General features: G+C 70.7%; 10 protein-coding genes. 1 reads left to right on the forward strand and 9 read right to left on the reverse strand.

All coding sequences use genetic code 11. From position 1 onward, the window contains the following. Positions 1 to 25: 25 nt before the first annotated feature. Positions 26 to 418, reverse strand: a complete 393-nt coding sequence (locus tag OG202_RS43285; protein WP_327726559.1) for an STAS domain-containing protein — start codon at positions 416 to 418, stop codon at positions 26 to 28. 367 nt (positions 419 to 785) lie between these two features. Here OG202_RS43285 and OG202_RS43290 point away from each other — a divergent pair, with 367 nt between their 5' ends. Continuing rightward, positions 786 to 2,504 (forward strand): sensor histidine kinase, encoded by a 1,719-nt coding sequence (locus OG202_RS43290; protein WP_326574233.1) that lies wholly within the window; start codon positions 786 to 788, stop codon positions 2,502 to 2,504. 176 nt (positions 2,505 to 2,680) lie between these two features. Here OG202_RS43290 and OG202_RS43295 read toward each other — a convergent pair whose 3' ends face one another. The 8 genes from OG202_RS43295 to OG202_RS43330 all read right to left on the reverse strand — a co-directional run bounded on the left by OG202_RS43295 (position 2,681) and on the right by OG202_RS43330 (position 12,136). Then, positions 2,681 to 3,643, reverse strand: coding sequence for a carbohydrate kinase family protein (locus tag OG202_RS43295; RefSeq protein ID WP_327726558.1), 963 nt, complete (start codon positions 3,641 to 3,643; stop codon positions 2,681 to 2,683). Positions 3,644 to 3,799: 156 nt separating this feature from the next. Further along, complete coding sequence (locus OG202_RS43300) at positions 3,800 to 4,789, reverse strand: zinc-dependent alcohol dehydrogenase family protein (protein WP_327726557.1); 990 nt, start codon at positions 4,787 to 4,789, stop codon at positions 3,800 to 3,802. After that, complete coding sequence (locus OG202_RS43305) at positions 4,786 to 5,670, reverse strand: carbohydrate ABC transporter permease (protein WP_327726556.1); 885 nt, start codon at positions 5,668 to 5,670, stop codon at positions 4,786 to 4,788. The genes OG202_RS43300 and OG202_RS43305 overlap by 4 nt, the downstream gene beginning before the upstream one ends. Further along, entirely contained in the window at positions 5,667 to 6,626 is a 960-nt protein-coding gene (locus tag OG202_RS43310; RefSeq protein WP_326574229.1) for a carbohydrate ABC transporter permease, read from the reverse strand. The genes OG202_RS43305 and OG202_RS43310 overlap by 4 nt, the downstream gene beginning before the upstream one ends. 82 nt (positions 6,627 to 6,708) lie before the next feature. Further along, positions 6,709 to 8,064 carry an ABC transporter substrate-binding protein gene (locus OG202_RS43315; protein ID WP_327726555.1) on the reverse strand — a complete coding sequence of 452 codons (1,356 nt, stop codon included), beginning with the start codon at positions 8,062 to 8,064 and terminating at the stop codon, positions 6,709 to 6,711. Between the two features lie 92 nt (positions 8,065 to 8,156). After that, on the reverse strand, positions 8,157 to 8,918 hold the full coding sequence (locus OG202_RS43320; RefSeq protein WP_326574227.1) for a DeoR/GlpR family DNA-binding transcription regulator: 762 nt from the start codon (positions 8,916 to 8,918) through the stop codon (positions 8,157 to 8,159). Positions 8,919 to 9,486: 568 nt separating this feature from the next. After that, positions 9,487 to 10,023: a hypothetical protein gene (locus OG202_RS43325; RefSeq protein ID WP_327726554.1), complete on the reverse strand. Its 537-nt coding sequence runs from the start codon at positions 10,021 to 10,023 to the stop codon at positions 9,487 to 9,489. 211 nt (positions 10,024 to 10,234) lie between these two features. After that, on the reverse strand, positions 10,235 to 12,136 hold the full coding sequence (locus OG202_RS43330; protein WP_327726553.1) for a glycoside hydrolase family 97 protein: 1,902 nt from the start codon (positions 12,134 to 12,136) through the stop codon (positions 10,235 to 10,237). Positions 12,137 to 12,147 lie beyond the last annotated feature (11 nt).

The raw sequence follows: 12,147 nt of genomic DNA on the forward strand, positions 1-12,147 counted from the left end.
CGGTGCCAGGGCCTGGTGCCGGGACTCAACCGGCCGAAGCGGAGACGGAGTCGGCGACCGGCGATCCGACCGCCTCCTCGGGCAGTCGGGTGCGGATGTCGAAGACGCCGGTCAGATCGGCATGGCGCAGGATGCGCAGGAACGGGGCACTGTTCGTGACCAGCCGTAGCCGGCCGTCTCGGGCCTGCGCGTGGTTCCGCGCCCGGCACAGCACGCCCAGCCCGGCGCAGTCGATGAAGGAGACCGGACGCAGGTCGAGCACCAGATCGGGGCGCGGACCGGAGGTCAGCGAATCCAGGCAGGCCGCGAGCGAGGGAGCCGTCACGATGTCGATCTCGCCCCGCAGAGTCACGACGGTCGCGCCACCGACGGTGCGATGCGTGCGGTACCGCGCGGACCTCGTGTGGTTGTCGTCCATGGAACGAGACAACCCGTGCCGACAGGGTGCGCGGAAGGGCCGTTCGGTCCCTGTCGCCCCGTGTTCGACAGGGCCAGTGGGCCCTCCCCGCCGAGGTGCGTCCAGGGAAGTGGTGACCGGGAACGCGGGCGCGTATCTCCGGCCGACGGAGCGACACCGCGGGGGATCGGTGCCGCTCCTGCCTCCAGTGTCCCTCGGATCACCCGCGCCCCCCAGGGCCGATGGTCCCGATCCTGACCGACTCGCCGCCGTCGGGGACCGGGCGACTCGGAGGGATCCGCTACCGCCCCCGGCTGCCGACGACTAACTTGGCACGTGACCGGACCGGTGGGGGTCCGTCGTACCAGGGGATCTGGAGGAACAGCAGGTGGGAAGCCCCGACGAGGCCCGCGTACGGCTGCCGCAGCTGAGACTGGACGAGCTGCTGGACGAGCTCCAGGCGCGCCTGGACGCGGCCCGCGGCACCCGCGACCGGGTGCACAGCCTGCTGGAGGCGGTGCTCTCGGTCGGCCGGGAGCTGGACCTGGAGCAGGCTCTGCGCAGCATCGTGGAGGCCGCGGCGGTGCTGGTCGACGCGGAGTACGCGGCGCTCGGAGTGATCGGCCCGGACGGCAAGCGGCTCTCCGCCTTCCACACGGTCGGTGTGTCCGAGGAGCAGATCGCCCGTATCGGACCGTACCCGGAAGGCCACGGCATCCTGGGCGAGCTGATCCACCACCCGGAGCCGTTGCGCCTGGCGAAGATCTCCGAGCACTCGGCGTCGTACGGCTTCCCGCCCCACCACCCACCGATGAACACCTTCCTGGGCGTCCCGATCCGGGTGCGCGACCAGGTCTTCGGGAACCTGTATCTGACCGAGAAACGGGGTGGCGCCCAGTTCGACGAGGAGGATGTCTCGGTCACGCTCACGCTGGCCGTGGCGGCCGGAGTGGCCATCGACAACGCGCGGCTGTACGCGGAGTCGCGGCTGCGGGAGCGGTGGCTGCGGGCGAACGCCGAGATCGTCCACCGGCTGATGGCGGGCGGGGCGCGTGCCGAGGTCCTGGGGCTGATCGCCGAACAGGCCCGGGAGATCACCGGTGCGGCCCTGGCCGTGGTGGCGATGCCGATGGAGGAGACGGAATCCCTCTCCGTGGAGCTCGCCCTGGGCCAGGGAGCGGACGCGATCCGGGGCATGATTCTGCCGATGGACGGCACCCTGATCGGCGAGGCTCTCTCCGGTGCGACCGCCGTCACCAGCGCGGACGTCCTCCATGACGAACGAGTCCTGGCGGGCTCCCTGAGGTTCACCGGCCTAGGGCCGGCCGTGGCCGTTCCCGTCGGAACGGGCGAGAGCGGCGTACGAGGTGTGCTCCTCCTGGTGAGGGAAGCGGGGCGGACCGCGTTCTCCGAGAAGGAGATCGACCCCCTGAGAGGCTTCGCCGCGCAGGCGGCGATCGCGATGGAACTGGCGGAACGCCGCCTGGAGGCCGAGGAGGTCGCGGTGCTCAAGGACCGTGACCGGATCGCCCGTGACCTGCACGACCTGGCGATCCAACGACTGTTCGCCACCGGCATGACCCTGCAGAGCGCGGGCCGTTTCATCGAGCACGCGGAGGCGTCCGAACGCGTGTCGCGGGCGGTGGACGACCTCGACGAGACCATCAAGATCATCAGGTCGACCATCTTCGGCCTGCGTACGCGTGAGGGAACCGAGGGGAGCGGCCTGCGGGCCCGCGCCGTGCGGGTGGTCGGGGAAGCGGCGCCGGTGGTGGGCTTCGCCCCCAGCGTGCGGATGGAGGGCCTCCTGGACACCGATGTGCCGAAGGAGATCGCCGACAACGTGGTCGCCGTACTCTCCGAGGCCCTGACCAACATCGCCCGGCACGCCCGAGCCGACCACGCGGATGTGGTGCTCGCGACCGACGGGCGCGAGGTCCGGCTGTCGGTCGCGGACAACGGCGTGGGCATTCCGCCCGAGGGCCGCCGCAGCGGCCTGCGCAACATGGCGGAGAGGGCCGAGCACCTGGGCGGCCGCCTCGAACTGACGCGACCCACCGACGGCGGGACCTCTCTGGTGTGGCGCGTACCGGTGAAGAAGGCCTAGGGCCCTTCTGGTGGATCTCCGTGGCGTCGCGACGCCCGGCACGCACGCTCGCCGCGCGGCGCGAAGGGACAGGTGGCTCCGCCACATGACCCTCCACGCCGCACGCCGATCGCACGCACCGAACGCCGCTCCTTCCTCCACGGAGATCCATCAGAAGGGCCCTGGCCGACCGGCCGTCAGGCGCTGTCGGTGGTCGCGAGCTCTGTCAACTGGCTTCGCCACGGGGGATTGGGGCCGGCGACCGAGCAGGTCAGGGCCGCGACCCGGGTGCCGAACCGGCAGGCTTCCGCGACATCGTCGATTCCGAGTCGGGTCAGCCGGCCACCGAGGAGGCCGCGGGCTGCGAGGTGGTGCAGCAGGCCGGCGGTGAAGGAGTCGCCCGCGCCGACCGTGTCGATGACCCTGGTGGTCACCGCGGGCACCCGCAGCCGTTCGCCGTCGAGCGAGGCCACGACGCCGTCGGCGCCGAGGGTGATCACGACGAGCCGTACCCCCGCGGCGTGCCAGAGGTCGCACGCCTGCTCGGGCGGGGTGCCCGGCAGGAGCAGTTCCAGGTCGTCCTCGCTCAGCCGCAGGATGTCGGCGAGACCACACCAGTGCGTCAGCCGGGCGCGGTAGGCCTCGGGGCGCACCAGCAGCGGCCGCACGTTGGGATCGATGCTGATGGTGGCCCGCGGAGCCGCTGACGCCACGAACTCCTCCACCACCGCCCCGCCCGGCTCCCGGATCAGCGCCAGCGACCCGGTGTGCAGACAGGCCGTTCCGGACAGATCCACCCGGGCCAGTTCCCCTGAAGTCCACTGCCAGTCCGCCGTGTTCCGGGCGTGGAACGAGAACGCGGCCTGCCCGGTGGCGTCCAGCTCCGCCACGGCCAGCGTGCTGGGCTCACCGGCGGCGACGGCGCACGACAGGTCGACCCCGGATGCCTCCAGATGGGCCCGGAACAGGCGGCCGAACACATCGCCGGACAGACGGGCGAGGAAGCGGGCCGGCGTGCCCATCCGGGCCAGGGCCACCGCCGTGTTCGCGGGTCCGCCGCCCGGCAGCACCCGCAGGGCGAGTTCGTTCGCGGCGTTCGCCGGTTCGGTGAAGGCGTCCGCGACGCACTCTCCCAGAACGGTGATCCGTTGCCGGCTCATGGGCTGCTCTCCCTCGGAAAGGCTCGAAGAGATCGGGGACGAAGGGGGGAATCAGTGGGGGCCGGACCCGGACTTCGCTCGGGTCCGGCCCCCGCTCGACAGGTGCGACCGGGCGAGGCGTCGAGGAAGACGACGAGCGCACCGGCCGAGGTGGCGTCAGGGCAGTACGACGATCTTGCGTCCTTGGCCGGCGGCGAACTGGTCCAGTGCCTGCGGGTACTCCGACAGCGGCATCCGGTGGCTGATGAAGACCTGGGGATCCAGCACCCCGGTGGCGAAGAGTTCCGCCGCCCGCTCGTAGCTGTGCAGCACCGCCATGGAGCCGGTGATGGTGATCTCCTGGTTGTAGATGCGGTACGGGGAGATGGTGGCTGTCGTCGCGTAGTCGGAGACGCCGAACTGCAGGAACGTCCCGGCCTTGGCGACCCGCTCCAGGCCGTCCTGGATGGCGGCGGCGTTGCCCGTCGCGTCGACCACCACGTCCCAGCCGGCCGGCCGCCCCAACTCCTCGGCGGAGAGCGCCGTTCGGGAGCAGCCCAGCTTCGCGGCCGTCGCCAGTCGCTCCGGGTTGACGTCGACGACGTCGACCGACGAGGCGCCGGTGCGCTTGGCCAGCTCCAGCATCATCAGCCCCATCGTCCCGCTGCCGTAGATGAGCACGTGGGAGCCGAGCCTGCTGTTGAGGACGTCGTAGCCGCGTACGGCGCAGGACAGCGGCTCGATCAGGGCCGCGTCCTGGACGTCCACGTGGTCGGGCAGCCGTACACAGTTGGCGACGGGCGCCACGGCGTACTCGGCGGCGCCGCCGGACCGGGTCACCCCGATCGCCTGCCACCGGTCGCAGAGGTTGTTGCGTCCCAGGCGGCAGTAGCGGCACTCGTTGCAGTACAGCGAGGGGTCCACGGCGACCCGGTCGCCGAGCGCGAGTTCGGTGACGTCTCTGCCGAGGCCCACGACCTCCCCGGCGAACTCGTGACCCGGCACGACCGGCAGCGTCGGTGCGAACTCGCCCTGCAGGATGTGCAGATCGGTCCCGCACAGCCCGCAGGCCGCCACATCGACCACGACCTCGCGCGGCCCGGGTGTGGGGTCGGGCACCGTGGTGACGGTGACCTTGCCGGGGGCTTCGATGACAGCGGCTTTCACTTGACTGCTCCTAGGGACAGGCCGCGGACCAGTTTGTCCTGGGCGGCGAAACCGGCGATGAGGACCGGCAGGGAGACCAGCGTGGCGGCGGCGCAGAGCCGGGCGAGGAACAGTCCCTCGTTGGTGATGAAGCCGACGAGGAACACCGGGGCGGTCGATGCCTGGGTCGCGGTGAGGTTGACGGCGAACATGAACTCGTTCCAGCTGAAGATGAAGCAGATCAGCGAGGTGGCGGCGAGTCCGGGCATGGCGACCGGCGCGACGATCCGCAGCAGCACGGTGGGCAGGCCCGCGCCGTCGACCTCGGCGGCCTCCAGGATCTCCTTGGGGACCTCGGCGAGGAACGAGCGCATCATCCACACCGCGATCGGGAGGTTCATGGCGGTGTAGAGGACGACGAGTGTCCACACGTTGTCGAGCATTCCGGCGTCCTTGACGATCAGGTACACGGGAAGCAGGGCGGCGATGGCGGGGAGGAACTTGGTGGACAGGAAGAAGAACATCACGTCGGTCCACTTCTCGACCGGCTTGATGGACAGCGCGTAGGCCGTCGGCACCGCGAGGGCGAGCACCAGCAGGGTCGAGATGACGCTGGCCATGGCCGAGTTGAGGAGGAAGGGGGTGATGTCCCGGCTGAAGAGGAGTTCGTACTGGTCGAGGGTGAGGGCGGCGAGGGGGGTCGGCGGGTTGGTCGCCGCGTCCGCCTCCTGGTGGAAGGAGGTGAGGACCATCCACGCCACCGGAGCGAAGAACGCCAGCGTGGCCAGCCACGCGACGAACGTCCACAGGGGGGAGAGCCGGGGCGCACCACCTTGGTCGTCGCGTCGGCGGAGGAGTTTCCTGAGCTTCGCCCCGGGGGCGGCTGCGGTGTGCGCGGTCATCGGGACACCTCCTCGCGGAACAGCGACGCGATGGTGCGCAGGGCGAAGGTCGCGATCACGATCGAGCCGAGGACGACGACCACTCCGGCGGCCGCGGCCTCGCCGTACTCGAATTTGCGGAACATGGTCAGGTAGATCTCGTAGGGCAGGTTGGTCGTCCGGGAGCCCGGTCCGCCCTGGGTGATGGTGTAGACCGCGTCGAAGGTCTGCACGACGTAGATCGTGCCGAGCAGGATGCCCAGTTCGAGGTACTGGCGCAGGTGCGGCAGCGTGATGTGGCGGAAGGTCGCCATGGCCGAGGCCCCGTCGACGCGGGCCGCCTCCAGGACGTCGCCGGGCTGCGCCTGCAGACCGGCCAGGAGGATCAGCATCATGAACGGGGTCCACTGCCACACCAGCGAGATCACGACGGCCGGCATCGGGTACGACGAGATCCAGTCGATGGTGGGGCCGTGGTCGGCGCCGAAGAACCGGTAGACGGTGTTCAGGGTGCCGTTGAGCAGGCCGTAGTCGGGGTTGTAGATGGCGTGCTTCCACAGCAGCGCCGCCGCGACCGGCATGACCAGAAACGGTGCGATGAGCAGGGTGCGCGCCAGCCCGCGGCCGACGAATTTGCGGTCGAGGAGCATCGCCAGCCCGAGGCCGAGGAGCACGCTGATGAGCACCACGGAGGCGGTGAGCACGATGGTGTTGAGCACCGCCGCGCGCAGCCGCTCGTCGGTGAAGACGAACGTGAAGTTGGACAGGCCGACGAAGCGCCTCTCACCCGGCTTGAGGATGTTCCACCGGAAGGTGGAGATGACGAGCGTGGCCACGAAGGGCAGCTGCGTGACGACGATGGTGAAGACCAGCGCCGGCAGCAGCGGGAAGCGGCGCTTCCACTTGCTGACTTCGGTGGAGGTGCGTTTGCGGCTGGGCGGTGGGGCTGTCTTGGGTGCAGCGCTGAGCGCGGTCATGAGGGTTCCTCTGCCGATGACGGCCGGGGTGGGGGAATCGGCGCCCGGCCGGGGGGAGGGCCGGCCGGGCGGTTCGGGCGGGTTACCGGTAGTTCTCGGCGACGTCCTCGGCGAGCTTCTGGCCGTCGTCGAGGGCCTTGTCCACGCTGGTCTTGCCGGCGATGGCGGCGGAGATCTCCTGGGTGACCTTGGTGCCGAGGTCCTGGAACTCGGGGATGGCCACGTACTGGATGCCCACGGTCGGCCGGGGCTGGACGCCCGGGTTCGCCGGGTCGGCCGCCTCGATGGACTTCAGGGTGATGTCACCGAACGACCCGGAGGCCTTCTGGTACGCGGGGTTCTCGTAGGTGCTGGCCCGCTTGCCGGCCGGAACGCGTGACCAGCCGAGCTTCTCGCCGACGAGGTTCTCGTACTTCTTGCTGGAGGCCCACAGCATGAACTGCGAGGCGGCGTCGGCGTTCTTCGTGGTCTTGGGCATGGCCCACGCCCAGCTCCACAGCCAGCCGCTGCTCTTGGTCTCGACGGTCGGGGCGTAGGCGTAGCCGACCTTGCCGGCGATCTTGCTGGACTTGGCGTCCTCCAACGACCCGGCCGCGCTGGTCGCGTCGTACCACATCGCGACCTTCTTCTGGCTCATGGCGTTGAGGCACTCCGTGAAGCCGGCCTGTGCCGCTCCCGCCTGCCCGTGCTTCCTCACCAGGTCGACGTAGAAGTTGGTGGCCTTCTTGAACTCGGGGCTGTTGACCTGGGCCTTCCAGTCCTTGGTGAACCAGGTGCCGCCGAAGGTGTTGACCATGGACGTCAGCGGCGCGCCGAGCTCGCCCCAGCCGGCCAGACCGCGCAGGCAGATGCCCTTCATGCCGGGCTCCGCGCCGTCGACCTCGGCCGCGATGTCGGCGATCTGCTGCCAGGTCGGGTGCTCGGGCACCGTGATGCCCTTCGCCTTCATGACGTCCTTGTTGTACATGAGCATCGAGGACTCGCCGTAGAACGGCAGGGCGTAGAGCTTGCCGTCCGAGCCGGTGAGCGACTGCACCATCGGCTTGAGCAGGTCGGCCTTGTCGAAGCTCGTGTCCTTGTCGGCGTAGGAGCCGAGATCGTGCAGCCAGCCGTTCTTCTCCCAGATGGGCACCTCGTAGGCGCCGATGGTGGCGACGTCGTACTGGCCGGCCTGGGTGGCGATGTCCTGGGTGACTTTGTCGCGCAGCTCGTTCTCGGGAAGGATCGTGAAGTTGACCTTGATCCCGGTGTCCTTGGTGAAGGTGCTCTTCGTCAGCTTCGCGATGTCCTCCATCTGCGGGTTGCCGACCATCAGCACATTGATGCTCTCGCCGTCACCGCCGGAGCTCGAGGAGCCGCCCGCGCCGCTGCAGGCGACCAGCAGCGAGCTTGTGGCCGTGGCCGTGGCGAGGACGTGGATCATTCTCCGTGTACGCATGACTGACTCCAGGGTGTTCGAGGGCGTGGGGAAGCAGGCCCCCAGGCTTGCGAGGGTGGCGGGGAGGGTGGGACAGGGAGCTGAACCGCGGCTCAGGCGCGTATGACCTCGGGGCCCAGCAGCGAGTAGCGGTGTGCCTCGGAGGCGGGGAGCCCGGCGTCGGTGACGATCGCCTCGAACTCCGTGACCTCCGCGAAGCGGCAGAAGCTCGCGGCACCGAACTTCGTATGGACGCCGGAGAACACCCGGCGCCGGGCGGCCCTCATGACCTGGGCCTTGATCTCACTGACCGCGGGGTCGGGGGTGGTGAGCCCGTACTCGCGGGAGATGCCGTTGGCACCGACGTACGCCAGGTCGATGACGAAGCCGGAGAGCATGCGGGTCGCCCAGTGGTCGACCGTGGCCAGCGTGCCGCCGCGCACCCGGCCGCCGAGCAGCAGCACGGTCATGTTCTCGGCGGAGGCCAGGTCACCGGCCGTGGCCAGTGAGGAGGTGACGACGGTCAGTGGCCGGTCGCGGGGGAGGGCGGCGGCGATGAGCTGTGGGGTGTAGCCCTCGTCGATGAAGACGGTCTCGGCGTCTCCGAGCAGGTCGGCCGCGGCGGTCGCGATCCGGGACTTCTCGGGGACGTGCATGGTGGTGCGGAAGGCGAGCGTGGTCTCGAAGCCCGCGCTCTCCACGGGATGGGCGCCCCCATGGGTACGCCGGACCAGCCCGTGTTCCTCCAGGACGTTCAGATCACGCCTCACGGTCTCCTTGGAGACCCCGAGATCGGCGGCGAGCTTTCCGACGTCCACGGAGCCGGCACGGCGTGCCGTCTCCAGAATCCCGCGCCTTCGTTCCTCGGTGTCCACGGCGACACCTCCGTTCCACGGCTCCGCGCGGTGTGCCCACGCCGGCTGATTTCCCGGAGGCCCTGCCCGTTGGGGCATCCGGTGGCTAATTTCTACAGGCGGACCACCCCGCTGGCCAGGCTCTCAGTGGAGCGCTTCATGACCGAATGTGCCCGTTTGCCGAAGGCCGGAGGCCCTGGACGAGGCGGTGGAGGGCCCTGGGGAGTGCGAGCCCGCTGCCCGCTTTCCCGCTGGGTGTGCCCGTTCGCTGCCCGTGTTCCCGGGGGAGGGCGATGAGGCGTCGAGGTCCCGGTCCTGGGCATGCACCCGGCGGGCGCGGGTGCGCCTGACGGGGCCGTCTCGGTGTTCCTGGTGTTCCTGGTGTTCCTGGTGTTCCTGATGGGGGGTGGCCGGGTTCGTCGGCGTACCCCGCATGATCGACCGCGTCACCGACCGCGCCCACGGTGCGGCACTGGCCGCCGACGCGAACGTCTGCGCCTCCACCCTCGGCAGCGCCCTGACCTCCGTGGTCGTCATGGCCGTCGCCGCGCACCGGGCCAGGGCGCCCGGGGCTGAGGGCGAGGCGGAGTCAGGACACCGGTTCGCCCTGCCGCAGTGCCGACCGCATGAAGCGGAAGCGGTCGAGGGCGCGGCGACGCATCCACAGGATCCAGGAGCAGAACGCGAACACGCCCACGGCGAAGGCGAGCGGCGGGGCCCAGGAGCCGGAGGCCACTCCGAGGACGAGCAGGCCGACCGCGATCAGGCCCATGACGCCCAACCAGTACGGCAGCCACCGGGCTCCCCGCTCCATCTGCCCCAGTTGCTCGGCGACGAGTCGGCGCATGGCCGCCCGCTCCTCGGGCTCCCTCGGCACCTCGCGGCGCCGGAGCTTGCGCTGGAGCTCGGCGATGCCGCGGGCGTCGGTGCCGACGGCACGGCCGGTCTTCCGGCGCTGGACGGCCAGGACGGTGAGGGTGACGGCGGACAGGAGCCCACCCTGAACCACCCAGTACACCGGATGCTCGTTCGGGCGGAACAGGGCGGCCAGACCCACAAGTACGGGAAAGATCAGAAACGCCTGTGCGGTGAGACTGTGGTCGAGCCAGCGCTTGACGGAGCGCACGGCACGTACCTCCTCGGACTCGACGGGATCCGTTGAACTCCCCGAGTACCCGGCCGAGTCCGGCGCACCGGCGCCTCTTCCGGCCATCGACGGGACCCATCGACGGGACCCATCGCCGGAACCCATCGACGGAACGTCCCTCGTGTCACGAGCGCCGCACCCGTGTCTCGCGACTCGGTTCGTGGCCGCTCCGACCGGTCCGGCGTGATGCTCAGCGGTAGCAGGTGGTGACCCCCGGGCGCCACGGGCAGGCGAGGGCGGCGAAGCCGCCGTTGGTGGTGACGTCGACGGTGAACGTGTCGCCGCCGCGCAGGACCTGCCTGTCCTGGACGAGGCCGTCGGCGCCGTCCCGGATCGTCTCGACCAGCCAGCGTCCGGAGCCGAGGGACAGCGGGACCTCTGCCGTGCGCGCCGCGCCCGCGTACACCCCGCCCAGGAACCAGCGGTCGCCGCTGCGGCGGGCGAGCACCGCCTCCTGACCGGGCTGTCCGGCGAGCAGCCGGGTGTCGTCCCAGGCGGCGGGGACCTGGTCGAAGTAGGCGCGGGCGAGCGGCCGGGCGTCGTACGACTCGGGGGTGCCCGCGAACATCTGCAGGCCCGACTCGTAGGCGACGGAGAGCCCGACCTCGGCCGCGTCGGAGTTGGGGCGCAGTCCGACGCGCTGGAAGGCACCGGGGGTGAAGTCCATGGATCCGATGACGTTGCGGGTGAAGGGCAGGGTGGTGAGGTGGGCGGCGGTGTTGGTCCGCTTCTCCTCGCCCGCGACGCCCTCCAAAGTCATGACGTGCGGCCAGGTGCGCTGGATGCCCTTGGGGATCGTGGAGCCGTGGAAGTTGACCAGGAGATGGTGGGCGGCGGTCTCCGGGAGGATCGCGTCGTACCACCGAAGCGTGGCCTGCGCCTCGGAGTCCATGAAGTCGATCTTGACGCCCTTGACGCCCCAGCGTTCCAGGGTGGGCAGCCACCGCGCGCGTTCCTCGGCCGTGTCGAGGTCGCGCTGATGGATCCAGACGATGATCCCGACGCCCTTGGCCCGCGCGTACTCCACCAGTTCGGGCATCCAGCTGTTGGTCTGCCAATCCGGGTCGGTGGTGTCCCACGCGTCGGACCTGAAGTACCAGCCCGCGTCGACGGCCTCGTACGGCCAGCCGCGTTCGGCGGCGTAGTCGACGTAGGCCTTCTGCGCGGCGAGGCTCTGGCCCGCCGGGCGGCCGCCGGCGAGCCAGGTCCACAGGGCGGTGCCGGGCCGGATCCAGGAGCGGTCGCCGACCTCGGCGGCGGGGGCGAGGTCGTCGGTGAAGGTGGAGCGGGTGACGGTGGCGAGGTCGCCGGTGACCATGGCCCGCCAGGGGGTGGCGAGGGGGCCGTCGGCCCGGACCCGGTCGTCGGCGAGCTTGACGCGGTAGGTGCCGGTGCCCTGCTCGTGGGTGAGCCGGGCGCCGGAGTAGGCGCCGGTGAGGTCGGACTCGGCGAGCAGGGTGTAGCCGCCGTCGGTCGCGAACAGGGCCTGGTCCGCGTACGCGCCGGTGGGCGCGCTCGCGGCGGTGTACTGAACGAACTGCCCCTCGTTGTCGGCCCGGTAGGTGCCGAGCCACGCGTTCGCGTCCGCCGGCAGGTTGAACGCGGAGGTCTCGCCGAGCACGTCGCCGTACCCGGCGGGCAGGACGTACCGGTAGGCGACGCCGTCGGCGGCGGCACGGACGACGAGGTCGAGCCGGGCACCGTCGGGGGTCGCGAACGACAGACGGCTCTCGTTCATCCGCACCCGGCGGTCCAGCCGCTTGCCGGCCTTCGTCCGGTACCGCTCGTCGATCACCCTGTCCTCGCGGCGCAGGAAACGCAGCCCCTGGGACAGATCGGCCTGTTCGGTGACGATGCCGACGGGCGACGGCTCGACGACCGTCCGGCCGGCGCGGGACACCGACAGGCTCAGGGCGCCGGTGGTGGAGTCCAGGGACACCCGGGCGCGCGGCGCGTGTGCCGCCGCGGACACCGCCCAGGCGCGGTCGTGCTGTTCGGCCCGCGCGGGCACGGTCGTGAGAAGTGTGGCCACCAGTGCGGCGCAGAGTCCGGCGCTGAGCCCGGTGACCGCGGTCCTGATCGGAACCGCCATGAGAATCCTCC

The sequence above is a fragment of the Streptomyces sp. NBC_00310 genome (assembly GCF_036208085.1).
In the GTDB taxonomy this organism is placed as follows: domain Bacteria; phylum Actinomycetota; class Actinomycetes; order Streptomycetales; family Streptomycetaceae; genus Streptomyces.